We start from the raw sequence: 26,716 nt of genomic DNA on the forward strand, positions 1-26,716 counted from the left end.
AAATCTTGGGAAAATGCAGATTGTATGAGAAATCGTCATAAGCAAACCGTCAAGCTATCTCTCAAAGCTTTGATTGTAGGGGTGTATATTGCTGCTGGCAATGCTGTTGCTCAGACATTACCTCTTGCCCCTAACTTAATTAATTTAAATTCTCCTCAAGGTGAAGAATTATTTAATAAAAGTAAATCCAAAGTAGATTTTTTCCCGCTTAGTACTCAATTTGTTACCCAAAATAATCAAGCTTATTGCGGGGTCGCCAGTATTGTGATGGTATTGAATAGTTTAGGAATTCCCGCACCAGAAGCACCTCAATACAAGCCATACAAAATATTTACTCAAGAGAATTTTTTTAGCAATCAAAAAACTAATAAAGTAGTAACTGCTGAGGTTGTTTCCCGTCAAGGGATGACTTTAGATCAGTTGGGAGGTTTAATTGCTAGTTATGATGTGAAAGTCGAAGTTTATCATGCTGGCGACACAAGTTTAGAAAAGTTTCGCAAGCTAGCAACAGAAAATTTAAAGCAACCAGGAAACTTTATTATCATTAATTATTTGCGGAAAGCAATTGGACAAGAAACAGGCGGACATATATCTCCTTTAGCAGCCTATGACGAGCAGACAGATAGACTTTTAATTATGGATGTTTCTCGTTACAAATATCCGCCAATTTGGGTAAAAGCAGAAGATTTATGGAAAGCAATGGCAACCACTGATACAACTTCAGGTAAGACACGCGGATTTGTATTAGTAAGTAAAAGTTGATAATCGATCAAAAATTTATGAGCTATCAAAATGGCATAAAAATGCATATTGTAGCTAAATCTCAGCGGGTAGCGATCGCTATCTTTTCCCTTAGCGTTCTCTGTTACAGTCAAGCAGCATCAGCCGCTATTAGTTTACCTCTACGCAGCAAAAAGGCAATGGTGGTTTCGGCAAATCCCCTAGCGAGTGAGGCGGGAATTGCGATGCTACGCAAAGGTGGCAATGCAGTTGATGCAGCTGTCGCCACAACCTTTGCGATTTCTGTAGTCGAGCCTTTTTCAGCCGGAATTGGCGGTGGTGGATTTTTGCTGATGCATTCAGAAAAAACGGGGGAAATCAAAGCGTTAGACTTCCGCGAACGCGCACCTCTAAAAGCAACCAGAAATATGTATTTGGATGCACAAGGTAAAGTGCGTCCCAATGCAAGTATTAACGGTTATTTGGCAGTGGCAACACCAGGAACGGTAGCGGGAATGTATGAAGTGCATCGTCGTTATGGTAAGCTACCTTGGCAAGAAGTCATAAAACCTGCGATCGCTCTTGCTCAAAATGGCTTCATCATCAGTCCTCGGCTGACTTGGCGTTCGATTTCAGAGTACGAAAACCGCAAGCAAGTAATTCTCAACAATCCAGCGGCGCGGGATATTTTTACTCGCAATGGTGAATTTTACCAGCCTGGAGAAAAGTTGGTACAGCGAGACTTGGCGCGCACTTTAGCAAAAATCGCTCAGAATCCCCAGAGTTTTTATACTGGCACAATTGCCCAAGCGATCGCCAACGATATGGCAAAAAACGGTGGTTTGATTACTTTGGCAGACTTGAAAGCCTACAAACCCATTTGGCGCACTCCAGTTTGTGGGAATTTTCGTACCTACAAAGTCTGTTCAATGCCGCCACCTTCATCAGGAGGCGTTCACCTATTAGAGATTTTAAACATTATTGGGGACACAGATTTAAAATCTTTAGGATGGCATCATCCCGACGCTTTACATTTAATGGTGGAAGCGATGAAAATTGCTTACGCCGATCGCTCGCAATATTTAGGCGATCCAGATTTTGTCAAAGTTCCCGTACAACAATTAATTAGTCCCGCCTATGCCAAAAAACGCCGCCAAGAAATAAATATGCAAAAGGCTCAACCTTCTACTGAGGTTAAGCCAGCGACTCCAGAAATCCTCCAACGCTTTAGTAAAACTGATACTCAAAGACAGGGAAATAATACCATCCCGCTACCTTATCAGTCTCAACAACTGTACGCAACTGGGCATGAATCTCCTGAAACTAGTCATCTGACTGTTGTGGACGAACAGCATAATGCAGTGAGTTTAACTTTCACAGTTAATCTTGGTTTTGGTGCTGGCGTAGTGACATCAGGAACTGGAATTTTACTCAACAACGAAATGGATGATTTTGCTGCTGCGCCAGGAGTACCAAATGCTTTTGGCTTGGTTGGTAATGAAGCCAATGCGATCGCACCCCGCAAAACTCCTTTATCTAGTATGACTCCGACAATTATCACCGAGAATAATCGCCTGCGGATGGCAGTGGGTACGCCAGGTGGTAGCACCATCATCACTCAAGTTTTGCAAATTGTGCTGAACGTATTAGCGTACAATATGGATGTGGGCGCAGCTGTTTCTGCTCCACGCATACATCATCAGTGGCTACCCGATGAGTTGCGCGTCGAACCTTGGGGTTTGGATGCTTTGACATTGCAAGAACTGCGCCGTCGCGGACACAACATTAAAGAAACTAATCCTTGGGGTAATGCTAACGCGATCGCTGTCACAGGAGATGGCAGCTTAGAAGGAGCAGCCGATCCTCGCGGCGAAGGTTCTCCCAGAGGTTTTTGAATTAGTCAACAGCCAAGGGAGATTGGGGAATAACAACTAACCACTGGCTAATAACTATTGACCAGTAAATTTTGACTCTGAATATTGAGTGCTAAACTCATTTGCTCTTGCACTAGGTACTAGCGTCCAGCCTGCTTTGAGAAGTTTCTGATAAGTTGCCCAACCTTTAGAACCGCCCGGTATTTGATAATCTGGTACTGCATATTGTGGAAAAGCTGTGTAGGGCCGCCAAGGCTGATTAGGCGCGGCTTGCAAATGCAGAATTTTCTCTTCATCGTTGCCAAACTTAGATAACCAGCACATGTGTCGATGCATGGCAAACTCCTTTACTTTTAGCTTATTGTGCATAATGGCAGACTTTTGTCAATACCTGCCTCGCCCTTGTGGGGTAATTTTTTAATTTTCCCAGTATGTGTCTGCTTATCTACAAACCCAAATAGTACTATTACCTAAATAGCTGTAGTTCATCTGGACGGCTTTCCGTAAACTACAGAGATAAAAAGGCAAATAACTCATTGTCGTTTTCCTTACCGTAAGGGTAAGTTTTTTCTAATCTTATCTGTGGTCTTGGTTGATGTATGTATCGATAGTTACTTTTTTTTACATATGTAGGATTAAGACAGTTTGTTTAGACGGTTACAATCATCTAGATGTCAGAAATTGCTTACTTAAGGAAGAGATGCAAGTCCTATATTTAGATTTAGCGCCCAAAACTTCGTAAGTTTTGAGCGCTAAATTTCTCCTTTGATATTCAATATCTCTATATTGAGGCTTGTTCTTTGTCTTAATTACGAATTAGGATAGCGGGGATGGAATGTAGAACTTATCGCCAACAATTTTGCGAATTTCTTCTCCTAACTGGGCGTAGTTTGAGTCTGACAAAACTGGTTCTGAACCATGTAACTTCAGAGGCTGTGCTAAATCAATCCATGATTTGCAACCACCGTATTCATGGCGATAAAAAAATTCTTCCACTTGGGGTAGTTTGTAAGTTCTCAAAAGCAGAATATACAAGGGCTGACGTGGTTTCCATTTGAGGCGATCGCTAATAAAAGACTCATTCCAAATGTGGAAAGGGAGCAAAGCGCTGACAATTGACTCGTCACTAACTGGCATAATATCGGTAATTTTCGCCCAACCACCGATGCGAACTGTTTCTGGATGCCAACCCGGAGTTACAGGACAAACTTGATTAGCATATTCAGCTTTGAGTAAAAAAGGCTGTTGATGTTCGTAAGTCGGGTAGAGCAAAACCTGCTCGTGGGCGACTTGGAAACGTCCATGTCTTTCATGAATACCGCCTTTACGCAGCAACATAATTGTTTGACCAGTTTCCAAGGCATTTACGGCAACTGCCCATTCTTTGAGAGCATGTAAGGTTGTAGTCAATGGCATCAGCATCTACTGTAATTCAGATTTAATTTCAAGCTAGACCCGTTAAAGTATGAAACTATCCGGGAATATGAGTTAGGGAAACATTATGGAAAAGCGAACACTAGGTACATCAGACGTGCAAATCACACCTATCCTTATGGGTACTTGGCAAGCCGGTAAAAAGATGTGGGTGGGAATCGAAGATGCGGACTCGATTAAAACAATCCGAGCTGCATTTGAAGCTGGTATAACTACAGTTGATACTGCTGAAGTCTACGGAGAAGGACATTCTGAGCGCATTGTAGCCGAAGCTTTATCTGATGTGCGCGATCGCGTGGAGTATGCCACGAAAGTTTTCGCCAATCATCTCAAGTACGACCAAGTGATTGCAGCTTGCGATCGCTCTTTGAAAAACCTCAAAACGGACTATATCGACCTTTACCAAATTCATTGGCCCTCCGGGGCTTTTAATAGTGAAATAGTACCTATCGAGGAGACTATGAGCGCTCTGACGCTGCTAAAAGAGCAAGGAAAAATCCGAGCGATTGGTGTTTCCAACTTTTCCCGCGCCCAATTGGCAGAAGCAGCAAAATACGGACGTATTGATAGCTTACAACCCCCTTATTCTCTATTTTGGCGGCAGGTGGACGCAGATGCAAAACCTTATTGTATCGAAAACAATATTTCCATCTTGGCTTACTCTTCTTTAGCACAGGGATTGCTAACTGGAAAATTTGTTCCCGGTCAAAAATTCGCTCCAGAAGATAACCGTGCTAAGAATAAGCTGTTTCAAGGCGAAAACTTTGAACGCGCTCAACAAGCTTTAGACAAACTGCGCCCAATTGCAGAGAGTCATAATTGTAGCTTGGCTCAGTTGGCATTGGCATGGTTAATTGCCCAACCCCAAACAAATGCGATCGTTGGTGCGCGCTATCCCGAACAAGCAAAAGATAATGCCCTAGCGGCTGATGTTAAACTTTCTGCCGATGAACTATCCCAAATCGATGCCATAGGACGCATTGTGACTGACCATCTCGATGACAGTCCAATTATGTGGAATTGGTAAGCTACCCAAGTTAATTTAAGGGACTAATTATCCAATAGGGTGCGTTATGGCGTTCTAACGCACCGCCTAACTGGCTGCACATCAATTTCTGCGTCCTTGCGTCATTAGTAGCAGTCTTTTCTTCATGTGAATCATTGAATGGGAAAATAAGAGGAAGCAATGCTCATCTCGAACTTGCTGAACAATTTGCCAAAACAGATAAACAGCAAATTTCCCCAACTAACTTTATGGCTTCTACCGTTTCTTCTAAAACTCGGAAGTTACCAACCCAAGCAATAGGGGCGAAAATTTTTCACTCTTGTAATGTCATTAGCTTATTTTTGATGCTTACCAGTGGCTTACAAATTTATAATGCCAATCCAGTTTTTGGTGGACGCGCAGGCTTACACATTCCTCCCATATTTACATTAGGAGGTTGGCTAGCAGGGGGTAGACACTGGCATTTTGCAGCAATGTGGCTATTCTCACTAAATCTATTGTGGTATGGAATTTATATTTTAATTACTCGACGCTGGCGACATCGGTTTGTAGGTGCTAATGACATGAAAGCATTACAAAAAAGCCAAAATTCTCAGCGTCTAATTTATGCGTGGCATCGCATTGTTTATACAGCCATTATTCCTATTTTACTATTGGCTTTACTAACAGGTATAGGTATGTATAAACCCGCTCAATTTCCCTGGGTTGTAGACATGTTTGGTAGTTGGCAAGCACTACGAGTTGTTCACTTTGCTACTGTCCCAATGGTTATTGTATTTGTAGTAATTCACTCTACTTTAGGGCGGCAAGCTGGAGGAGATAAATTAATAGAATCAATGTTTTGGTAGAGGTGGAGATTAGGGACTGGGAATTGGGGATTGGGTAATAACCACTGACAACTGACTAAATATGAATATCAAGGTGCATCAACATCAATTCAAACGTCGCCACTTTCTGAAAATTGCTGGCTTATCTGGCATAAGTTTTCTTTTAGATGGTTGTGGCACACCAGTTTTTGAAGATTTAGTAGGAAAACTTTCTGAACCACTCAATCAGAAGTTTGAAAAGTTAATATTTAAACCTCAAAAGCCCGTGCCAGAATTTTCATTGAGTGAAATTCAGCCAGAAGCATTGATAGTTAATACTTTCAGAGATACTCCTATTATTGACATAGAAAAATATCGTTTAATTGTTGATGGCGAGGTTAACAATCCTTTGAGCTTGAGTATGGCAGAAATTCAAGCTTTGCCACAGACTTCTATGATTATACGCCATGTTTGTGTGGAAGGTTGGGCTGCGATCGTGCAATGGAATGGTATTCGTCTGCAAGAAATTGTTGCCCTTGCTCAACCTAAAGCTAATGTTCGATATGCTTATTTTAAATCGGCAGATGGCTACTATGAAAGCTGGGATATAGCTTCAGCTTTACATCCCCAAACTTTACTAGCTTATGAAAAAAATGGTCAACCTTTACCAGTTGATAATGGCGCACCTTTACGTTTAGCTTCGCCTATTAAGCTTGGCTACAAGCAAAGTAAGTGGGTAACTAAAATTTCTCTGGTGAGTTATTTATCTCCTTTTAAAGGCTATTGGGAGGATCTAGGTTATGAATGGTTTGCAGGACTTTAAAAAGTTACAGATAAAAGTTTATAGAAAAGGCTTTAGTAATTATATAAGTTGCTAGAAATAAAAAGTATATTTTCTATTTATAATCAATTAATTATTTATTCTATAGTTTTAGTACACGTTCTAACTCTTTAGTAAATGGTAAAAATATGAGCTTTTCTGATAAATTACAAAATAATATATTGCAAAATCAAAGCTTACTTTTTGTAGGATTAGATCCAAATCCAGAAATGATGCCTGCTTGTTATGAATCTGAAGATGTCATCACTGGTTTATGGAATTGGCTGCAATTCATTATTACTGAAACTGTTGATTTTGTCTGTGCTTATAAGCCAACATTGGGCTTTTATGAAGCGTTGGGCGTTCCAGGGCTGGAACTACTGCATCAAACTTTAGCAGCTGTACCTAAACATATTCCGATTATTTTAGACGCTAAACATAGTGACTTAAATACAAGTACAATTTTTGCCCGTACTGTATTTACACAATGGCAAGTAGATGCAATTACTCTTAGCCCCTACACAGGACAAGACCATGTAGTACCCTTTTTAGTCTATCCTGATAAAGCAGTGTTTATTTTGTGTTGTACCTCTAATCCGGGAGCAGAAACTTTACAGCAATATCCTACAAATGAATCTCCTCTGTATTTGCAGGTAGTAAAGGAATCAAAAAACTGGGGAACTCCAGAACAATTGGGTTTGGAAGTTGGGACTACAAATCCTGAAGTTTTAGCTCTTATTCGAGCTGTTGCTCCTGAAAGATTTATTATGGCACGTAGCATTTGGGCACAGGACAGTAAGTTTAAACAAATTTTAGAAGCAGGTTTAAATACTAATGGTGATGGTTTGCTGATTCCAGTACCGCAAGATATGTTAAGTAGCACAAATTTATCTGATGAAATTCAGTCTTTGCGCTCAGAAATTAATCAAGTGAGAACTGAAATTATTCGTGATGCTTCTACCTGTTCTGTGTGGTTACCTGATATTTGTTTTTTAAATCAGCATCCTCAACACGATCTGATTTTGCAACTTTATGATGTTGGTTGCATTATGTTTGGTAGCTTTGTCCAAGCATCAGGAGCCGTATTTCCCTACTACATCGACTTACGTAAAATTATTTCTAATCCCCAAGTTTTTAATCAAGTCTTAAGCGCTTATGAGAAAATTTTGAAAAACCTGGATTTTGATAGATTAGCAGGTATTCCTTACGGTTCTTTACCAACTGCTACCGGTTTGGCTTTGCGTCTTCAATGTCCAATGATTTTCCCTCGTAAAGAGGTAAAAGCACATGGAACTCGCAGGGTAATTGAAGGTAATTTTCATCCAGGCGAAACAGTAGCAGTGGTTGATGATATTCTCATTAGCGGTAAAAGTGTAATGGAAGGAGCGGAGAAATTAAAATCAGCGGGATTAAATGTTAATGATATTGTGGTGTTGATTGACCACGAACAAGGAGTACAAGAGAAATTAATAAAAAATGGTTATCGAGGTCATGCAGTTTTCACTATTTCGGAAATTACAAATACTCTTTATCAAGCAGGACGAATTAATGAAGAACAATTTTTAGCGTTTGTAGAAGATTAAAAGATAATATTTAATTAAGTGCATTTTCCTTTGTTTGGAAAAGTAGCCTATACAAAAAAATTGTATAGGTAATTTTCTTAGCTGCCTTTTTGAGTTCAGCAATCCTAAAAATGGTTTTTTGTATTAATTATGAATATTTCACTCAAACAATTACTAAAATGGTTAATTGTAACATTGATCTTCCCGCTAGTTTTTCTGAATGGTTGGTTAATTTTTCGCTTTTTTCAATATTTTCAACCGTTAGTTACAATTTTTGTCTTAGCAACTTTACTAGCTTTTATTTTAAATTATCCTGTTTCACTTCTTGAAAAACAAGGAGTTCGACGCAAATATGGAGTAGCATTAGTTTTTGTATTAGCGGTGGTAATTTTAGTAGTTTTGGGAATTACATTATTACCCGTTGTTTTAGACCAATTTAATGAAGTGGCTAATTTATTGCCTCAATGGATTGATTCTAGTCAAGAACAACTACAAAGGTTTAATAATTTAGTAATTAACCAAAATTTAAAAATTAATTTAGGTGGCATATTAACACGAATTACTGATAAATTACCTGAAGAATTAGAATATTTTTCAGATAGAATATTAAGTATTATTATAGATACAATTGATAGTATTTCGGAAGCTATAGTTACGGTGGTGTTAACTTTTTACCTGTTGTTAGATGGGCCAAGGCTTTGGGAAAGCATCTTGAAAAAACTGCCTTTAAGTTTTACTAAACAGGTAAGCTTATCGATTCAGCAAAACTTTCAGAACTATTTGATAGGTCAGGGAACTTTGGCTTTACTGATGGGAGTTTCGCAAACATTACTGTTTTTAGTTTTTCAAGTCCAGTTTGGGTTGCTTTTTGGTTTTAGTATTGGGGTTTTAAGTTTAATTCCTTTTGGTGATGTTGCAGGTTTAATTTTAATAACTTTAATAATAGCGTCACATAATTTTTGGTTAGCCGTAAAAGTATTAGCGGTAGCTGTGATTATAGATCAGTTGATTGACCAAGCGATCGCACCTCGTCTTTTGGGTAGCTTGACAGGACTGAGACCGCTATGGGTAATAGTTGCTTTGCTAGTAGGAACTTATATCAGCGGGTTGTTAGGATTGGTAATTGCTGTACCTTTGGCTGGTTTTATTAAGGATGCAATTGCTGGTTTTTCTGAATCGAATTATTCTCCAGATATTATTGAGGGTAAAGAAGTGTCAGAGATGTTAACTAATGAGTCAACTTCTTAATAACGAACCGCCTACGCCAAGAGGAGAAACAGAGAATTTTATGAATTATCACGCAGTTTGTGAATATTTGCTTCCCAATTTGCCCCATCAAAAGACACAATTTCAAAATTTGCGATCGCATCTCCATCCAAACAACGCACGTTCACATCAATACAATCAGGATGGCTGCGAGGAATATAAAAAGGATGCATCCCGCAAGTGCGGCAAAATTTATGTTGGGCAACTCCTGTATTAAATCTGTATGTTGTTAAATTCTCTTCACCTTGCAGCAAAGTAAATTGCGATCGCGGCACAATTAAATGTAAGAAACCCTTTTTTCGACAAATTGAACAGTTGCAATCATCAGCTTTGTGCTTGTCAACTGCGACTCGAAAACGTACTGCACCACAATGACATCCGCCTTCGTAAATGACTTCTTTATTAATTTCAGTCATGTTAATTTACTATAAAAAGTGAATATGTAGCGAGACAATTTTAGTATAAAATTTATTTTTTAGTAAGAATATCAAATATGTGATTTTAATATAATTAACGTTTTTCTAATCTAGTGACGCGTTCTTCTAATTTATTTACTTGTTGTTTTAATCCAACCACTAAAGTTGCTAGGCGATCAAACATGCTATCTCGTTCTGAAAGTGATGAGTTGCCTCTGGAACCAGATGACCGAGGAGTAAGTGTTGTTCTAGAAGATGGAGATTGACGATTGCCAAGTTGAGATTCTATCTGGTTTAACCGCGATTCTACACGATTCAAATCCGCCTCTAAATTATTGATGCGGGATTCTACTTGTTGTGATGAGGCTTTGTTTGACAATAGTCCCATCCAAATAATCAATACTAAAATCCCAGCAAACAATATTTTCCGAAACATTTTCGTTACTCCTTTAGAGAGATAGGAAGAATTTCCTCTTATTTTCATAATTCCTATCTCTTTATATGTTGCTTATTTATCAGTTTGTAAGTTTGAAAATAGCTGATACCAATTAATTGAGTTAGCGCTATTTTCCCCTTCTTTTACTTCAAACGTTACGTTACACGCTATTTGTTGTTGTAGCGCTTGCACGCAAAGTTCTGCTACATCCTCCCGACTGATTTTTCCTCTAATATTATCGCCTTGCTCGAATATTAATTCTTTGTGCCCTGGTTCTTCTGTTAAAGCACAAGGTCTAACAATTGTGTAGGGAATTCCGCTTTCTCTTAAACTATCTTCTCCCTTTAATTTCCAGGTTAAAATACCACCTAATTGGTCATTTAATCTAACTGCGGGTGGTTCTTCTTCTAAGTTGATGCCTGGACGACCGGGACGAGTTACTCCTGCGGAACTAACAAGAACAAACTGTGGTAAAGTTTTCCCTCCATAGGCTTTGACTGATTCTACTTGTAAAGTAAAACCACCAGGGGAAAATTGCGGATTTAAATCGCCATCATATTCAAACTTACTCAACATCAGTTGAAATGAGGCAACTTTGCTAGAGTCAATTGGCGCACCATCTTTGACAGTTTTTGCCCGAAATACAGGAGTCAAATCGGTAAAAGGTATGCAAATATCTATCCAAGTATTGGCTACTGTGTCAAAGGAATAGCTATAACCAACGCCATCCCATGCAGTATCTGTTCGTAAGAAGAATTTGTAACGCTGACCGTCACCTTTGACGCGCAATTTTACCCCTTGATAACCAGATAAGTTGAAGGGTGGATTGAAATTTTTAGTTCTAACTGAAGCAAAACCTCCAGAGTTAGCAGTGGAAACATTACCAGCAAAAAAAGCGCCATTTTCTCCTAACTGAATATTACTGGCACTCACGCCACCCATGACCACATCATCCACTGCACCCCAGACATTCTTTAATTCTACTGATGGGTTGGTGAAGTCAAATATGAGTTTTTCACCTGCTTGGGGTAAATATTTATCTGCGGCTTGTACCAAGTTTTTGACACCTTGATATTCCACATTTTCTGGAGTGTCGCCGACAATTTCTGGTTGGTAAAATTTAACGCCTTGATAATATTTAGCTCTATCTGCTGTGTCGCCTTCTACTGGTTGTACGCGTACTGCTGTGCAACAAATTACAGCTTGGGTATTAGCTAAAACTACAGAATTTAAAGTTTCAGGTTTAGTGATATCAGCAACGACTAAATCAACTTCATTACCGAGAATTGACCTAGCTTTGTCGATATCTCGTACAAGTGCTCGAACATTATAACCTTGTTCTAACAGTCGCCGTACTACTCGTTTACCGACACCACCAGTTGCACCTGCTACTAATATTAGGCTCACATTTCTTCCTCCATTGGGTTGAGCTTGATTATCCTTGGGACTACCTTGAATTAACTGTTGTATCCAGTTAAGGAAAGGAATAACCTCAAAGTAGCTCAGAGTTTCGATAAATCTGCCTAAGTCCCATTGAGAACGATTTTTGTCAGTCACAATTGCGTCCCGATCGCTCAGTTATACCTATATTTATTGTATTGGGAATATAGAATCTTATCTTTGGTTATTTCTATTTCGCAAGGTTATATTTTCCAAGCTGTAAAAAACAGCAGGTAACGTTAAGAGAATTAAATTAAATTGTATCAGTTCTTTATTATACCAGCGTTTTTGAGACAATAAAATCGAACCACAGATTAAAAAAATGACTATTAAAATAATATCTTGCCGACGGAAGCTTTGTGGACGTACCCAGGGTAAAGCAGACAAAATTATCGCAATAAATATTAAAAAAATGCCTATTATGTTAAGTGGATTATTAAACATATGACTTGGAATTTATAAATTTTTCAAATAATATTTTTTATTTAAAAAGATAACTACTAAAAGTCAGCAGCATTTATTTCCTAATGTTTCGCAAACGAATAGTTTCAGCTAACGAGAAAATTCCGGCTCCTGCTAATAAAAATTGCGTTATTGGTATTTCTTGAGTTTGATAAGATTGGAATTCTTGAAATAAAAGCAGAATACCACACAAACAAAAAATTACAGCAAAAATGGCATCGTAAGTTCTGCCGATATTGGGATACCAAGAACGAAGTAAAAATAAACCTGCACCAAAAGCAGCTAGACCAACGCCTAGTAAAATAATCCAGGTTGCAGCTTTAAAGAAGAATAATCCGGCCGCGCCAATAAAAGGGATAAATCTCAGTACAGACAGAGTTTTGTTTAACAAAGCTGGCGAGGGAATTGCCGATGATGTTGTGGGAGAGTTTGTAGCAAAAGAAGATACTGATGATAGTTGCCCAGATGTGACAGCAGGTGCGCTAGGAATAAATGGTTGAGTTGGTGCAAAGGGACTCAGCAATTCCCTGAGATCCTGTAGTACTTCTGTGGCAGACTGATAGCGATCGCGGTAATGATAATGCACCATCTTTTGCAAAACTGCCGCTAATTTAGGGGAAATCTGGGCTTGATTTTGCCAAATAATCTCGCCTGTCGCTGGATTTTCTGGTATTTGCGCGGGAAACAACCCCGTTAGCCCTTGGATGGCGATTATTCCTACTGCATAAATATCGCTGTTCTGACGCGGTTTACCTTGTGCCTGTTCTGCTGGCATGTAGCCAGGAGTACCAATAGCCACCGTGGCAACTATTTCGCTACCAGATGCAGCCATTGGCGTTTGTATTTGTTTAACTGCGCCAAAATCAATTAAAACTAATTTGCCATCATCGCGTCTAATTAAGTTGTCAGGTTTGATATCGCGATGAATTACGCCGTAGCTGTGAACAAATGTCAAAATTCCTAAAACATCTTGTAGCATCTGGATGACTTGGTTTTCATTCCAGCATTCATTAGGTCGCAATTCTCTACTGAGGGGATGTCCGACAATTAACTCTTGCACCAAGTAAAATTCTTCATCTTGTTCAAAGTAAGCTAAAAGACGGGGAATTTGGTCATGATTGCCCAACTGTTCGAGAATTTCTGCTTCGCTATTAAATAAGCGTCGGGCAACTTGCAAATAATAAGGATCGGAATTCGCAGGCTTCAGCAGCTTGAGAACACACCGAGGATTACCTGGTCGGCGCGTGTCTTCTGCTATGTATGTTTCGCCAAATCCTCCCGCACTTAAAACTTGGATAACTTTATAACGCCCATCTAATAGCTTTCCTAACATGGTGTAAGTGAAGCAAGTGTTTTTATAACATCATATTGCTACATGATAACGAGTGGAAGCAGGCAAGAGGAAATGAGGACACGGTGACGCGGGGAAACGGGGAAACGGAGAATAACAACTGACCACTGACAACTGACCACTGACAACTGACAACTGACAACTGACAACCAACAACTGACAAGCGTTAGGATACTTAGGAATAAACTATTAATTAAATAAAAATTTATGAGCCAACTCGAAAAAGCTCAAGCTGAGTATGAAAGTTTTCCTCAAGAATTAGGAAGTGTAATCATTAGCACTATTAATAAAGAAGGAATACCGAATGCTAGCTATGCTCCTTTTGTCATGGATGATTTTAAGAATATCTACATTTATGTCAGCGGTCTTTCTACCCATACTCAAAATCTGGAAAGTAATCCTCATGTTAGTGTTTTGCTAATTGAGGATGAAGCCAAAGCTGACCAAATCTTTGCGCGTCGCCGTTTGAGTTTTGATTGTACAGCTACTCTCATAGAGCGTGAAACTGCTACTTGGAATCAAATTGTTGACCAATTTCAACAACGTTTTGGTGAAATTATTGAAGTTTTACGCGGTTTGGCAGACTTTCGGATTTTTCAGCTAACTCCTAGTGAAGGTCGTTTTGTCATTGGATTTGGAGCAGCTTACCACATCAGTGGAGATAACCTCGATAAACTCGTTCAAATCACAGGAGATAAAAAAGGGTGAAATTTATGCTTCAGTTTCAACCTCTTGGCTTTGGGCATAAAGTCATCAATACATCTGTTGGGAAAATGGTTTACTATACCCAGACAAGTGCACCATGGTTAGATACTGACACTGAAAATTTACCGCCGTTACTCTTCTTGCACAATTTTGGTGGTGGCGCATCAGCTTATGAATGGTCTAAAGTTTATCCAGCTTTTGCTTCTGAGCGCCGCATTTTAGCCCCAGATTTAATCGGTTGGGGAGATTCAGCTCATCCGGTGCGAGATTACCAAATTAGTGATTATCTTAATGCGATCGCAGAGTTTATTACCCAAACTTGTCGCCAACCTGTAACGGTAATTGCCTCTTCTTTAACAGCTGCTTTTGCTATCCGTTTAGCTATTAGCCAACCTAATTTATTCCAAAAACTATTGTTGATTTGTCCCTCTGGATTTGATGACTTTGGTCAAGGTGCTGGACGTAGACTTCCTCTTTCAGTTATTAATACACCTTTGCTGGATAATTTAATTTATGCCTTAGGTGCAGAAAATGAATTTGCTGTGAGAAACTTTTTGCAAAGTTTTCTGTTTGCCAAACCAGAAAGAGTTTCCCAAGAAATGGTGCAAGCTTACTTAACCTCTGCCCAACAACCGAATGCTAAGTTTGCCGCCTTGGCATTTTTACGAGGCGATCTTTATTTTGATTTGAGTTTATACATGCAACAACTAATAATTCCCACAGTTATATTTTGGGGAGAGAAGGCACAATTTACTAGCATCAAACTAGGGCGACGTTTAGCCAATTTAAATATAAATGCCATTCGTGATTTTCGGGCGATCGCAGATGCCGGAGTTTTACCTCATTTGGAAATACCAGAAGTGATAATTGGTCTATTGCAACGGTATCTTTAAAAACATGTTGTACTAACGCTAAATATCTAGTGCCGCTATTTCTGAGTCAGATAAACCTGTTATATTAGCTACCTGTTCTACCGTCATCCCTGACTGAAGTAAGTTTTTTACTGCTAGCTGTAACTGCGACTCGGCACGTTCTGCCCGTTGTTGAGCTTGCTGTACTTGTTGTTGAGCTTCACCTACCTTTTGTCGCTCTTTTTCCTCAGCAGTTGGTAACAATTCTCCGTTTAAAGTTGCCCAGCGCAACCAAGTTGTCTCAACTCCTTTGTAAGGTTTTTAACCTGCGCCAAACTGAAGTAGACAAACATATTGCCACTTGCATACCCGTCCTCTCGTTCTTCCAACCAAGTCACAAAGGTATCGATCAGCAAATCCATTTGCATTTTATGCCTTTGGCTTTCCATCGGAATACCGTCATCGTAGGGCAGTTCCGCTTGGGTTGGCGGCAGGGTTACATAAGGTGCAGCGAAAGTAGTTTCTGACATGGCTTTGGAAATTTTGGATAGCCAATGCTGACATATTCATATTACTGGATGGCTGAAAAGGTGCGCGATCGCTATACTTCCAAGCAGTACGGGAATATAGTCAACAAGAGATAGGGAGATAAGAGTAATTTCTGTATAGTCTTTTTCTCCTCCGCCCCTCTAGCTTGAAAAAGGGTGTAGGGTGTGGGGTGTAGGGGAGGCAGTGCGTTGCGGAGGACAGTTGCGTGGGCGGGTTCCCCGACTTGAGCAAACTGTCCGTTGAGGTTCCCTCCGTTGTAGCAACTGCCGTGAAGAAACCTTTTTCATACATGGCGGTGAAGCTTGTTTCATTGGGACTGCCCCCATACTCTCCCGTCCTTGTATTTCAATTCTAGATATGTTAATCTGGCTCCTCGTGGGCGATTAGCACAGGGGTAGCGCGTTCCCTTCACACGGGAGAGGCCACTGGTTCAAATCCAGTATCGCCCATGATTTGATTGAGCTTTTGAATTGTTACTGAAAAATTTGTGTCGCTTTCAGCATGTGGTAAGTGACGATCAACTGAGTCAGGGCGAGGGGATAGCTTTGGATTGTCTCCCCAGTTGTGCCAGCAATTTTACCTAGTTCGGGGTTACTTTCGCGATCGCAGATATTTCTCAAATAAGGCATATCAGAACACATGATATGCTCTAGTTTATTCACCTGGTCTAAGGTAGCATGACCGTCAACTTCCAAAACATCTACGGGCTTATTCATATCTCGGTCTAGTCCGAGGCGAATCGCCGAATCAGAACTACCACGAGTCAAATTAATAATTGAAGTAAAATCTGGATGGGGAATTGTCGGACGCAATACTAGGCGCACGTTCAAGTGTCCGTTACTTTCATCAGCATCTTCATTAGGAGGATAAAAGCTCACTACTATATCCGACCACTGTCGCTGCGGACGGATAAACTGCTCTGAGTCTGGTTCGCGCTTTTCTAATTCCGCCAACACCTGTTCGGCGGTATAACCACGCTTTTGGGTATCTCGTTTCACTTTCCATTTGGCGCGCAGTGGTTCGGGAGGTGCTAGATAAACTTTAACGTCGTAAGCATCGCGGGCAGCACGGGTAGAATAGCCCAGCAATCCTTCAATAATTACAAATTTATTGGGTTTGATGTACTGTGGCGGCTCGAATGTACCTGTTTTGTGGCTGTAAACTGGCTTGAGAATTGGCTGTCCTGTCCTGAGCAACGACAGTTGCTGCTGCATAATATCTAAATAGTTGCAATCGGGGTGGAGGGCAGTGATCCCGATTTCTGCTCTTTGCTGGCGATCGTAACGGTGGTAATCATCTGTACAAATGAGCGTAACATTTTCTGGGCCGAGTACCTGAGCAATTCCTTTAGTGAGTGTTGTTTTTCCAGCTGCGCTATCACCGACAATACCAAGAATTATTGGACGGCTCATAAATACTCCCCCCACAGGTTTAGGAACTTTAGTAATAAATTTTGCAGATAATGTTTTTATTCTAGAAGGGAATTGCCCAAGTAACTCAAACCAAAACTCTGTATGCAATATCTCTATACATAAAAATATCTATATTTGCCTCTTCTACAAAATTAAAAAATTTCTTCTAGTTATAGAGATAAACTGTCCTATGTTGTCGAACTCTTGAGATTTATAATTTTTTATCTAACTTTTGGTAGATAGGCAACACATTAATTAAAAAAATACCTACTATGGCAGAAGAGGATTGCTAATATCCGCAGCCAAAAAAGTATCTACATTAATGGAATCATAATTAAATTTACTTTTTTGGACTCTACCAGAGTAGTAAAGTAGGTTGGGATCGTTACAGAGCAGGGATTATGGTGACAATAAATAATTCAGAGTTAGAGCAGGTCGATAAATTTCGCCATCTTCAATCAACTTTACGCGAGCGCTGGAAAACCATCGAGCTATTCGATAATAGCGAGGCAGATATAGTTGTTATTCCCTCTTTGAGTATCGATCAGCGAGAACTCCAAAAAATTGAAGGCTGCGAACATTATGAAGAAAGATTACTTTTTTCTTTAATGCGCTTGCGGAATCCTCGCACGAGACTAATTTATGTCACCTCAACACCACTGCATCCGAGTATTATTGATTACTATCTACAACTGTTGCCGGGAATTCCATTTTCCCATGCCCGGAATCGCTTGCTGCTGCTTTCGACTTATGATTCTTCCCTTAAACCTCTGAGCGAAAAGATTTTAGAACGCCCCCGATTGACAGAACGGATTCGCCAAGCTTTAAGGTTAGAAAAATCATTTATGGTGTGCTACAATGCCACCTTTTTAGAAGCAGAATTATCTTTACAATTGAACGTACCATTGTATGCTGCTGCACCAGATTTGCAAATTTTGGGAACAAAAAGTGGCAGTCGGCAAATCTTCGCAGAAAGTAAAGTTCCTTATCCAGATGGCAGCACGAGAGTTTGGAACCAACAAGATTTAGCAGTAGCAGCTTGCGAATTGTGGGAACGTCAGCCAACATCGCAACGAATGGTGGTGAAACTTAACGAAGGTATTTCTGGAGAAGGAAATGCGCTGCTAGATTTAAAACCAATTATGGATGTAGCACCAGGTCAAGGTTCTACAGCCGAAAGAGTAACAGCAATTAGCGATCGCTTTTCAAATCTCCGCTTCCAATCCAAACAAGAAACTTGGGCGAATTTTGCCGGACGAATTCCAGAATTAGGAGCAATTGTTGAGTCATTTGTAGAAGGAGAAATCAAGCGATCGCCCAGCGTCCAAGGACGCATTACACCCACAGGCGAAGTAGAAATCCTCTCAACCCACGACCAAATTCTCGGAGGCCCAGACGGACAAATTTATCTCGGTTGCCGATTTCCGGCGGATGAAAGCTATCGGCTGGAATTACAGCAATTGGGATTACAAGTCGGCAGAAAACTAGCAGAAAAAGGAGCTTTAGAGAGATTTGGAGTAGATTTTATCGCCGTCGATAAAGGTAATAAGAAGTGGGATATTCAAGCGATCGAGATTAACTTGCGTAAAGGCGGCACTACTCATCCTTTTATGACACTGAAATTATTAACTAACGGTCGCTATGACCTCTCTACAGGGTTATTTTACAGTCAGCAAGGACGACCTAAATATTATATTGCTACCGACAACCTGCAAAAAGACCGCTATCGGGGATTATTACCCAACGATTTGATGGATATCATCGCTCATCACAGGCTACATTTTGACAGCGGCACAGAAACAGGTACAGTATTTCACCTCATGGGTTGTCTGTCGCAATTTGGCAAATTGGGATTAACCAGCATCGGCGATTCTCCACAACAAGCAGAAGATATTTACAACAAAGTCGTCAAAGTACTGGATGAAGAAACTCGTAGCGATAATTATGATTTGCCCTTATTTTCAGACTACACATTCCCCGTTGCCTGGGATGGGCATAGTTACTGAGGTTTAGGGCAAAGTTTAAGGAGCAGGGGAGCAGGGGGAGATGAGGGAGATGAGGGAGAATAACTTGCGACTTGCGACTTCTGCCTCTTGTACAGACGCGATTAATCGCGTCTCTACGTTTTTACTCAGCACTCAGCACTCAGAACTCAGCACTCAGCACTCAGCACTCAGAACTCAGTACTCCCAAACAACCGTTAAACTTCGTTGCGAATTAAGAAGCTCGGCAAAACAACGTGATAAGTTTTAACGATGTGAAGAAACGTACACAATTAGTAAAGGAGAACACAGTGGCAATGGAATCAAATTTCTTAACGGGCACAGTCGCACAAAACGAAGATTTCAGTGAATACGTTGCTCACTTACAGCTTCACATGACTCTGCAAGCTCGCAATCTGGTTCCACCGCTGAAGCAAACAGTTGAAGATAGTCGAGAACAATTGCTCCATCAAACCCAAGCCAACTTTGAAAAGCTAATTTCTCGGCAAGGGCTGTAGGATATACAAACTTTAATCAAAATTAAAATAAAATAAAAGCAGATATTGTTGTGTCAACGCCAATTGCGTGCTCACCAATTCTGCTTTTTCTAATTTTTTAACTATAAAGTTACGAAAATCACCCTTTTGGAGCAATAGCAAAGAGCAGAAAGCCGTTAAGATGATTGCAGCAGTTCCTCCCAAGAACAGTTAATTAGGGCTAAATGGCAGCTCGAATCAAAATGACTTCATTACTTCCTCGAAATCTCAGCGTTGTCATCCGTCCAGTCCAATACAGGGATCTGGATGGAATTGAGCGACTAACCCAAGACTCATTACAAGAACCCACTTCTCAGGAAGGGGATAGCTTCGACATACGCCAGATGCAAGGGCTGCGCCGCTGGTATGGGTTACTCAAATTTTTGAGTTGGTTTCCCAACCCATTACAGTATCGCTTCTGTGCCTATGTAGCAGAGCAAGGGCGTACGCTTTTAGGAATGATTCAAGTATCGCCTTTTAACCGGACTCGCAGTACTTGGCGGGTTGACCAAGTGATGCTGGATCGTACTGCTGATAAGCAAGGAATTGGTTCGCAACTTTTACGTTATTGCTTTGAGTCGATTTTAGAAGCCCGCACTTGGTTGTTGGAAGTAAATGTCAATGACAAAGAGGCGCTGGCACTTTATCGCCAAAATGGATTTCAGCGTCTAGCAGAAATGACATATTGGGAAATCGAACCGAAATTGCTGACTGAATTAGCGCAATCAGAACCAGATTTACCCAATTTACTACCTGTAAGTAATGCTGATGCTCAGTTGCTCTATCAATTAGATACAGCTTCAATGCCGCCTTTGGTGCGTCAAGTGTTCGATCGCAACACCCGCGACTTCAAAACCAGTTTGTTTGCTGCTCTAAAAGATGCCGTCAAGCAATGGATAACTAAAATAGAAGTGGTAAGCGGGTACGTGTTTGAACCCCAACGCAAAGCAGCGATCGGCTATTTTCAGGTGCAACTCGATCGCAAAGGTGAAACTCCTCACGTGGCAACACTGACTGTTCACCCTGCTTATACATGGCTATATCCAGAGTTACTGTCCCAACTAGCTCGTATTGCCCAAGATTTTCCCCAGCAAGGGTTACAGTTAGCTTCGTCAGACTACCAAGCAGAAAGAGAAGAGTATTTAGAACGTATTGGAGCAAAACGCATAGAACATACCCTAGTTATGTCTCGCTCAGTTTGGCACAAGCTGCGAGAGTCAAAGTTCGTCTCTCTAGAAGGAATTCAGTGGACTGAAGTACTGCAAGGACTGCAACCAGCACGCAAGCCGATACCGGGTGGGATGTCATGGGCGCAACCGAGACCGCTACCACAATCAGATAGAATGCCCACCAAGTCAGAATCTTCTGGATTTGGATGTCAAAACTGTAGTCAGGAAATATCTTGCCAGTCTGATTCACCAGATGTAAAGCAGGAGAATTAATGTGATATTTCAAGAGCAACCAAAGCCGTTTGTTTCAGCGTTGGGGTTAGATGTTGGACGCAAGCGGATTGGTGTAGCTGGGTGCGATCGCACTGGTTTGATTGCCACAGGCATTACTACAGTTGAACGCACCTCTTTTGAGCGAGATGTCGAGCAAATACGACAAATAGTTAACGAACGTCAGGTACAAGTCCTGGCGATCGGCTTGCCTTATTCAATGGATGGCTCTTTGGGATTTCAAGCCCGTCAAGTGCAAAAATTTGCCACTAGACTAGCGAAAGCTCTAAAGCTGCCTGTGGAATATGTGGATGAGCGGTTAACCTCATTTCAAGCAGAGCAACTGCTAATAGCTGAAAATCTTTCTCCATCACGTAATAAAGGTTTGATTGACCGTAAGGCAGCATCTTTAATTTTGCAACAATGGCTAGATGCAAGACGAGCCAATTTGCAAAAGCCCGCAGTAGCTACAGAATATTGATACCTTTTAACGTGATATTCTGAAAACTATTACCCAGTAGTTGTATTCCGTCTGAAGCTATTTGCTTGGCATAATTTGTCATTAAACAGTAAAGCGATTTTTACATCTACTGATATTTATAAATTTTCACAAGTCGGTTATGTTTTCCTCTCCATTTTCTAAAGACAACGATGGCGCTCATGCAGGTACTATCACCTTGAACGATGATACAGGGCGAACTCTTGAGTGTTACATTGAGCATTCACTTTCGGTTGACGAGCAAGAATATGTTTTGCTGCTTCCTGTAGATTCACCCATAGAAATTTTTGCTTGGCAAGGTGAAGACGAGGAAGAAGAGGCAGTTTTAGTAGATGATGATGCTGTCATTGAGCGAATTTTTGGCACTGCTCAAGCTGTCTTAGCCGAGCAAAACTTGATTGTTAAAAACACTGCCTATGCTCTTACAGTCGCTGGGGATTTACCGCCTGTTGAAGAGTCAGAACTTTTCACTCTAGAAATTGAAGACGAAGAAGCAGATTTAGAGCCAGAGCAATTACAACTACTTGCTAGCTTCTATTTTGAAGACCAAGAGTATGCAATTTATACTCCCCTCGATCCTCTGCTGTTTTTTGCACGGATATCAAAAACAGGTCAACCTGTTTTGCTGTCTCCAGAGGAGTTCCGCGAAGTCCAACCACTTTTGGAAGAACACCTTTTTAACGAAGTTGAATAAAATTAAAAATTAACAATTAAAATTTTTAATTTTTAATTATATTTAAATAAGCTTTGAGCAGCTGTTAAAGAGCTGCTCAGTCACTATTGCTGGCGCAGATAAGCTTATGACTTGGAACAAATTCTTACAGCCTAACTTGATTTTAGAGGGTTCAATATTGAACCTGACACCAGATATTATCCAACAATACGGGCTGAAAGGATTAGTGTTGGATGTAGATGAAACTTTAGTACCGATGAGAGTCGGGGTAGCTTCACCAGAACTAAAACAATGGGTGGAGCAAATCCGTTCGTTTGCAGAGTTATGCTTGGTGAGCAATAACCTCAGTGAAGCACGTATTGGCGGAATTGCTCGCTCTCTTAACTTGCCATATTACTTAGGTGCGGCCAAACCTTCACGACGCAAAATTAGAGCAGCACTCCAGGGAATGAATCTGCCAGTGCAGCAAGTGGCAATGGTAGGCGATCGCTTGTTTACCGATGTTTTAGCAGGTAATCGTCTAGGGATGTTTACCATTTTGGTCGAGCCAATTGTCCATCCTGATATTGCTTTGCGCTCCCATCCCATCAGAAACTTTGAAGTTTGGATCTCGGAATTCTTAGGAGCCTCTATTACTCCCGAACGAGACAAAATTCATAAACATTGACGAATCGTCAGGAAAGTAAATCTAAAAAAATAGTTAAGGAATCCTACTGACATCCAAAAATCGGGGATCATAGGTATTAATAACATGGGGTCAGCCAATAAAAGACCCTAGCCCATACAAAATAAATATAAACACGTAGAGCGTCAGCCTTCACTATAGAGGGACTGGCGCTTTACAATTTTTTAGATAGTTGTCCGTTACTACTGACAACTGTACGGGCGAACGGCCGTTCGCCCCTACTACTGACTACTGACCAATAACCAATGACCAAAACGATTGTCGTCAAAATCGGCACTTCTAGCCTTACCCAGCCAGAAACTGGACAACTGGCACTTTCCACGATCGCCACTTTAGCGGAAACCCTCTGTTCTTTGAGGCAGCAAGGTCATCGAGTGATTTTAGTATCCTCTGGGGCTGTAGGAGTAGGTTGTGCGCGGTTAGGCTTAACCGAACGTCCGAAAGCGATCGCTCTTAAACAAGCAGTAGCAGCAGTCGGGCAAGGAAGGTTAATGCGCGTATATGACGATTTATTTACTACCTTACAACAGCCAATTGCTCAGGTTTTGCTAACTCGCAGCGACTTGGTACAGCGCAGCCGTTATCTCAACGTCTACAACACTTTTCGGGAACTGCTGGGACTGGGAGTGATTCCCGTGGTGAATGAAAATGATACTGTAGCAGTGGACGAACTGAAATTTGGCGATAATGACACCTTATCAGCCTTAGTAGCCAGTCTCGTACAAGCAGATTGGCTATTTTTGCTCACCGATGTCGATCGGCTATATTCAGCCGATCCCCGTTCTGTACCAGATGCCCAACCCATTGCTTTGGTGAATAGTATTAAAGAATTAGCGCAATTGCAGATCCAAACGGGTTCTGTGGGTTCTCAATGGGGTACTGGCGGGATGGTGACAAAAATATCCGCTGCCAGAATTGCGATCGCTGCCGGAGTGCGGACTGTAATTACCCAAGGACGATTTCCTCGCAATATCGAAAAAATTTTACAAGGCGAACCCCTTGGCACTCACTTTCAACCGCAACCAGAACCAACTTCTGCCCGTAAACGTTGGATAGCTTACGGTCTTGTGCCTGCTGGAAAATTATATTTAGATCCTGGAGCGATCGCCGCGATCGCTCAGTCAGGAAAATCATTATTGCCAGCGGGAATTAAAGCAGTAGAAGGAGAATTTGACACTCAAGATGCTGTGCAGTTGTGTGACAGCAGCGGTAACGAAATTGCTAGAGGTTTGGTCAACTATAGCAGCGAAGAACTACAAAAGATTCGCGGCTGTCACTCCAGAGAAATTCCTGCAATTTTAGGTTATGCAGGTACAGAAACAGTGATTCACCGAGATAATTTAGTTCTAACTTAGGAGGGAGAGATACGATCTTTTGCCTCTAAAAAGAAAAAACCCCTTGCACGACTGGGGTTTTCGCTTCATTAGCCACATGATTTTTCCACTGGAGAAGTTCACTATTCATCAAGTCTACGTGATGATAGCTTTTATGAAATAAGTAAAAGGTAGGAAGCCCCACCTTGTTGCAGAGCATATTGTTTAGCCCGAATTAACTATCACATAGGAATTTGACAAAACTATTGCAATTTCATGACGTTAGTATGAATACTCTAACTATTTTTCACCAATCACCTTTTTTAGTGTCATCCCAAACTTCTAGTTCCAAGTTATGGAGATAAGTTAGTCCACTTTGAATCTGTTCATCTGTGCCTTGCAACTCCAAGTCAAACCAACCATCTCCAACGGCATTGGCTCCCAGAATTGCCGCAGTGATGTTCACAGTCAAACCGTATTCGGATACTAGACGAGAAATGACAGGTTCCTGGTGATAGTCTTTGGGAATCCTGACTCGAATCCGTTTATGGGTAAGCGTATTGTCACTAGCCATAATTGTCACCTTCAAGAGGACAAATCAATTAAAAATGTAAAATTCAAAATTTTTAATTTTTAATTTTCTCAAGAATTCGCCCAATTCCTTATTCAACATCTTTAATGCGGGTTTTACGTTCCAGAATTTCTTTTAGTACTAAAGTTACTACTGCTAGCAGTGCCAAGAGTACAGCCGCCGAGAAGGCAGCTTCGGTTTCATATTGTTTGTAAGCATCCTCTACAAACAGTGGTAAACTCTGGGTTTTATCGGCAATGTTCCCAGATACTACTGAAACCGCCCCGAATTCACCCATTGCTCTGGCATTCGTCAAAATTAAGCCGTATAGTAAGCCCCAGCGAATACTGGGCAACGTAATCCGCCAAAATACTTGCCAGTCTTTTGCACCTAAAATTCTAGCAGCTTCTTCTTGATCCTTGCCGAATTCTTCTAGAACTGGAATAACTTCGCGGGCGACAAAAGGCATACTCACAAACGCCGTGGCTAGCACCATACCTGGAAAGGCAAAGATAATTTTGATGTCATGTGCCTGTAACCAAGGGCCAAACCAGCCATTGCGCCCATAGAGCAATACAATCATCAATCCTGCAACTACAGGAGAAATTGAAAAAGGCAGGTCAATAATACTCAAAACAATAGCGCGTCCGGGGAATTTGTGACGAGCGATCGCCCAAGCCGCACACAGTCCAAATACTGTATTCAAAGGCACAGCAATTACAGCTAGAATCAGCGTTAGCCAAGCGGCATGGAGAAAGGCGGGTCTACTCAAGTTGGACAAAAACGGCCCGACTCCCTTGCTGAAAGCTTGGACAAAAACGTTGAGAGCCGGGATATATTGAATCAGGGCTAAATAGGCGATCGCTATGCCAATTAAAAGTGTTGGTATCCAGCTTTTCTGCTGTTTGGGTTTGATTGTATCTGTATTCGTCTCGGTTGTTGAGTGAAAACTTGGCTTATCTACTGTCATATCGTCTTGCCCAGGCTTGTAAGAAGTTAATTGCTAGAAGCAGTACCAACGAAATTGACAGTAAAACTATGCCAATTACAGTCGCTCCAGAGTAGTCATACTGTTCCAAGCGTTGGAAAATCAGCACAGGTGCGATTAAATCTTGGTAAGGCGTATTGGAAGAGATAATCACAGTCGAACCATATTCGCCCACCGCACGGGAGAAACCCAAGGCAATACCAGTCAAAATTGTGGGAAATAAAGGCGGCAAAATTACTTTCCAGAAGGTTTGCCATTGAGAAGCACCCAAACACCAGGCGGCTTCTTCAATTTCATGTTCCATTTCTTGCAGCACTGGTTGCACAGTCCTGACCACAAAAGGCAGCGAAATAAAGATCATGGCCACAGCTACTCCCATACGGGTAAAAGATACCTTAATTCCTAAAGGTGCTAGTAGCGAACCAACCCAACCATTATCGCTGTAAACTGTTGCCAGCGTTAATCCTGCGACTGAAGTTGGTAAGGCAAAGGGTAAATCGACAGTGGCATCAATCAAGCGTTTCAAGGGAAAGTCGTAGCGCACCAAAACCCAAGCAATCAGAGTACCAAATACACCATTGAGTAGGGCCGCAAATATTGAAGTAACAAAGGTGACATTGTATGTTGCCAAAGCAATCGGACTAGTAGCGATCGCCCAAAATCTAGCTGGAGGTTCCGTACTTGCTTTCAAAAACATAGCAGCTATGGGGAGAAATAACATCACTGCTAGGTACAACAAAGTAATTCGCCAAGTCCAAGGAAGCCGCACCAACCGCTGCAAAAATGACTTCCAGACTGGAGTTTTTACTTCAACTTCTACAGAAGGGGATACAGCCATAGTCAACAATTCAAAATTTCAAATTTAAAAGTAGTTTTGTCGTAGAGACGCGATTAATCGCGTCTGTGCAATAGTCAGTTGT

30 protein-coding genes and 1 tRNA gene are annotated in these 26,716 nt (G+C 41.1%); 18 read left to right on the top strand and 13 right to left on the bottom strand.

The features are described 5' to 3' along the window. Window positions 1-24 precede the first annotated feature (24 nt). Window positions 25-762, top strand: a complete 738-nt coding sequence (locus tag I8752_RS32855) for a phytochelatin synthase family protein (RefSeq protein WP_214436363.1) — start codon at window positions 25-27, stop codon at window positions 760-762. Window positions 763-803: 41 nt separating this feature from the next. Next, entirely contained in the window at window positions 804-2,615 is a 1,812-nt protein-coding gene (ggt, locus tag I8752_RS32860; protein ID WP_214436403.1) for a gamma-glutamyltransferase, read from the top strand. A 54-nt stretch (window positions 2,616-2,669) separates the two neighbouring features. Here the strand turns inward: ggt and I8752_RS32865 are convergent, their stop codons facing one another. Both I8752_RS32865 and I8752_RS32870 read right to left on the bottom strand, forming a co-directional pair. Further along, window positions 2,670-2,930 (bottom strand): hypothetical protein, encoded by a 261-nt coding sequence (locus I8752_RS32865; protein ID WP_214436364.1) that lies wholly within the window; start codon window positions 2,928-2,930, stop codon window positions 2,670-2,672. A gap of 480 nt (window positions 2,931-3,410) precedes the next feature. Then, a complete protein-coding gene (locus I8752_RS32870) occupies window positions 3,411-4,016 on the bottom strand; it encodes a DUF1802 family protein (protein WP_214436365.1) in 606 nt (201 codons plus the stop codon). Between the two features lie 79 nt (window positions 4,017-4,095). Between I8752_RS32870 and I8752_RS32875 the strand changes: the two genes are divergently transcribed. The 5 genes from I8752_RS32875 to I8752_RS32895 all read left to right on the top strand — a co-directional run bounded on the left by I8752_RS32875 (window position 4,096) and on the right by I8752_RS32895 (window position 9,470). After that, window positions 4,096-5,055, top strand: a complete 960-nt coding sequence (locus tag I8752_RS32875; RefSeq protein ID WP_214436366.1) for an aldo/keto reductase — start codon at window positions 4,096-4,098, stop codon at window positions 5,053-5,055. A 227-nt stretch (window positions 5,056-5,282) separates the two neighbouring features. Beyond that, window positions 5,283-5,882: a cytochrome b/b6 domain-containing protein gene (locus I8752_RS32880; protein ID WP_214436404.1), complete on the top strand. Its 600-nt coding sequence runs from the start codon at window positions 5,283-5,285 to the stop codon at window positions 5,880-5,882. A gap of 61 nt (window positions 5,883-5,943) precedes the next feature. Further along, window positions 5,944-6,663: a molybdopterin-dependent oxidoreductase gene (locus I8752_RS32885; RefSeq protein WP_214436367.1), complete on the top strand. Its 720-nt coding sequence runs from the start codon at window positions 5,944-5,946 to the stop codon at window positions 6,661-6,663. Between the two features lie 146 nt (window positions 6,664-6,809). Then, complete coding sequence (locus tag I8752_RS32890; RefSeq protein ID WP_214436368.1) at window positions 6,810-8,243, top strand: bifunctional orotidine-5'-phosphate decarboxylase/orotate phosphoribosyltransferase; 1,434 nt, start codon at window positions 6,810-6,812, stop codon at window positions 8,241-8,243. Window positions 8,244-8,372: 129 nt separating this feature from the next. Continuing rightward, the gene (locus I8752_RS32895; protein ID WP_214436369.1) at window positions 8,373-9,470 is read left to right on the top strand and encodes an AI-2E family transporter; all 1,098 of its coding nucleotides are present in this window, start codon (window positions 8,373-8,375) and stop codon (window positions 9,468-9,470) included. 38 nt (window positions 9,471-9,508) lie between these two features. On the opposite strand, the gene I8752_RS32900 is transcribed toward I8752_RS32895, so the two are convergent. From I8752_RS32900 to I8752_RS32920, 5 genes are all read right to left on the bottom strand, one after another. Beyond that, on the bottom strand, window positions 9,509-9,904 hold the full coding sequence (locus I8752_RS32900) for a GFA family protein (protein WP_214436370.1): 396 nt from the start codon (window positions 9,902-9,904) through the stop codon (window positions 9,509-9,511). A gap of 94 nt (window positions 9,905-9,998) precedes the next feature. Next, a complete protein-coding gene (locus I8752_RS32905; RefSeq protein WP_214436371.1) occupies window positions 9,999-10,340 on the bottom strand; it encodes a hypothetical protein in 342 nt (113 codons plus the stop codon). 72 nt (window positions 10,341-10,412) lie between these two features. Then, window positions 10,413-11,897: a CIA30 family protein gene (locus I8752_RS32910; RefSeq protein ID WP_214436372.1), complete on the bottom strand. Its 1,485-nt coding sequence runs from the start codon at window positions 11,895-11,897 to the stop codon at window positions 10,413-10,415. A gap of 57 nt (window positions 11,898-11,954) precedes the next feature. Continuing rightward, the gene (locus tag I8752_RS32915; RefSeq protein ID WP_214436373.1) at window positions 11,955-12,224 is read right to left on the bottom strand and encodes a Ycf66 family protein; all 270 of its coding nucleotides are present in this window, start codon (window positions 12,222-12,224) and stop codon (window positions 11,955-11,957) included. A gap of 73 nt (window positions 12,225-12,297) precedes the next feature. Next, window positions 12,298-13,575 (bottom strand): protein kinase domain-containing protein, encoded by a 1,278-nt coding sequence (locus I8752_RS32920; protein ID WP_214436374.1) that lies wholly within the window; start codon window positions 13,573-13,575, stop codon window positions 12,298-12,300. Between the two features lie 225 nt (window positions 13,576-13,800). Here I8752_RS32920 and I8752_RS32925 point away from each other — a divergent pair, with 225 nt between their 5' ends. Both I8752_RS32925 and I8752_RS32930 read left to right on the top strand, forming a co-directional pair. Further along, window positions 13,801-14,301 (top strand): HugZ family pyridoxamine 5'-phosphate oxidase, encoded by a 501-nt coding sequence (locus tag I8752_RS32925; protein ID WP_214436375.1) that lies wholly within the window; start codon window positions 13,801-13,803, stop codon window positions 14,299-14,301. Between the two features lie 5 nt (window positions 14,302-14,306). Continuing rightward, complete coding sequence (locus tag I8752_RS32930; RefSeq protein ID WP_214436376.1) at window positions 14,307-15,191, top strand: alpha/beta fold hydrolase; 885 nt, start codon at window positions 14,307-14,309, stop codon at window positions 15,189-15,191. An 18-nt stretch (window positions 15,192-15,209) separates the two neighbouring features. Here the strand turns inward: I8752_RS32930 and I8752_RS38495 are convergent, their stop codons facing one another. Continuing rightward, complete coding sequence (locus I8752_RS38495; RefSeq protein ID WP_318780925.1) at window positions 15,210-15,413, bottom strand: hypothetical protein; 204 nt, start codon at window positions 15,411-15,413, stop codon at window positions 15,210-15,212. 8 nt (window positions 15,414-15,421) lie between these two features. Then, entirely contained in the window at window positions 15,422-15,679 is a 258-nt protein-coding gene (locus I8752_RS38500) for a hypothetical protein (RefSeq protein WP_318780926.1), read from the bottom strand. A 396-nt stretch (window positions 15,680-16,075) separates the two neighbouring features. Between I8752_RS38500 and I8752_RS32940 the strand changes: the two genes are divergently transcribed. Beyond that, a tRNA-Val gene (locus tag I8752_RS32940) sits at window positions 16,076-16,147 on the top strand. A gap of 24 nt (window positions 16,148-16,171) precedes the next feature. Here I8752_RS32940 and I8752_RS32945 read toward each other — a convergent pair. Beyond that, window positions 16,172-17,110: a phosphoribulokinase gene (locus I8752_RS32945; RefSeq protein ID WP_214436377.1), complete on the bottom strand. Its 939-nt coding sequence runs from the start codon at window positions 17,108-17,110 to the stop codon at window positions 16,172-16,174. A gap of 401 nt (window positions 17,111-17,511) precedes the next feature. Between I8752_RS32945 and I8752_RS32950 the strand changes: the two genes are divergently transcribed. The 8 genes from I8752_RS32950 to proB all read left to right on the top strand — a co-directional run bounded on the left by I8752_RS32950 (window position 17,512) and on the right by proB (window position 24,279). Further along, window positions 17,512-19,116: a peptide ligase PGM1-related protein gene (locus tag I8752_RS32950; protein ID WP_214436378.1), complete on the top strand. Its 1,605-nt coding sequence runs from the start codon at window positions 17,512-17,514 to the stop codon at window positions 19,114-19,116. A gap of 49 nt (window positions 19,117-19,165) precedes the next feature. Continuing rightward, a complete protein-coding gene (locus tag I8752_RS32955) occupies window positions 19,166-19,363 on the top strand; it encodes a hypothetical protein (RefSeq protein WP_214436379.1) in 198 nt (65 codons plus the stop codon). 46 nt (window positions 19,364-19,409) lie between these two features. After that, complete coding sequence (locus tag I8752_RS32960) at window positions 19,410-19,610, top strand: hypothetical protein (RefSeq protein ID WP_214436405.1); 201 nt, start codon at window positions 19,410-19,412, stop codon at window positions 19,608-19,610. Window positions 19,611-19,813: 203 nt separating this feature from the next. Beyond that, window positions 19,814-21,070 carry a GNAT family N-acetyltransferase gene (locus I8752_RS32965; RefSeq protein WP_214436380.1) on the top strand — a complete coding sequence of 419 codons (1,257 nt, stop codon included), beginning with the start codon at window positions 19,814-19,816 and terminating at the stop codon, window positions 21,068-21,070. A gap of 1 nt (window position 21,071) precedes the next feature. Next, window positions 21,072-21,548, top strand: coding sequence for a Holliday junction resolvase RuvX (ruvX, locus tag I8752_RS32970; RefSeq protein WP_214436381.1), 477 nt, complete (start codon window positions 21,072-21,074; stop codon window positions 21,546-21,548). A gap of 139 nt (window positions 21,549-21,687) precedes the next feature. Then, window positions 21,688-22,260, top strand: coding sequence for a DUF3727 domain-containing protein (locus I8752_RS32975; protein ID WP_214436382.1), 573 nt, complete (start codon window positions 21,688-21,690; stop codon window positions 22,258-22,260). A 106-nt stretch (window positions 22,261-22,366) separates the two neighbouring features. Next, window positions 22,367-22,906 (top strand): YqeG family HAD IIIA-type phosphatase, encoded by a 540-nt coding sequence (locus tag I8752_RS32980; protein WP_214436383.1) that lies wholly within the window; start codon window positions 22,367-22,369, stop codon window positions 22,904-22,906. Window positions 22,907-23,169: 263 nt separating this feature from the next. After that, complete coding sequence (proB, locus tag I8752_RS32985; RefSeq protein ID WP_214436384.1) at window positions 23,170-24,279, top strand: glutamate 5-kinase; 1,110 nt, start codon at window positions 23,170-23,172, stop codon at window positions 24,277-24,279. A gap of 265 nt (window positions 24,280-24,544) precedes the next feature. On the opposite strand, the gene I8752_RS32990 is transcribed toward proB, so the two are convergent. The 3 genes from I8752_RS32990 to cysT all read right to left on the bottom strand — a co-directional run bounded on the left by I8752_RS32990 (window position 24,545) and on the right by cysT (window position 26,634). Then, a complete protein-coding gene (locus I8752_RS32990; RefSeq protein WP_214436385.1) occupies window positions 24,545-24,811 on the bottom strand; it encodes an NIL domain-containing protein in 267 nt (88 codons plus the stop codon). Between the two features lie 88 nt (window positions 24,812-24,899). Further along, window positions 24,900-25,778 carry a sulfate ABC transporter permease subunit CysW gene (cysW, locus tag I8752_RS32995; protein ID WP_214436386.1) on the bottom strand — a complete coding sequence of 293 codons (879 nt, stop codon included), beginning with the start codon at window positions 25,776-25,778 and terminating at the stop codon, window positions 24,900-24,902. Then, on the bottom strand, window positions 25,765-26,634 hold the full coding sequence (cysT, locus tag I8752_RS33000) for a sulfate ABC transporter permease subunit CysT (protein WP_214436387.1): 870 nt from the start codon (window positions 26,632-26,634) through the stop codon (window positions 25,765-25,767). The genes cysW and cysT overlap by 14 nt, the downstream gene beginning before the upstream one ends. Window positions 26,635-26,716 lie beyond the last annotated feature (82 nt).

Origin of the sequence: Dendronalium phyllosphericum CENA369, assembly GCF_016056275.1 — a bacterium.
GTDB lineage: Bacteria > Cyanobacteriota > Cyanobacteriia > Cyanobacteriales > Nostocaceae > Dendronalium > Dendronalium phyllosphericum.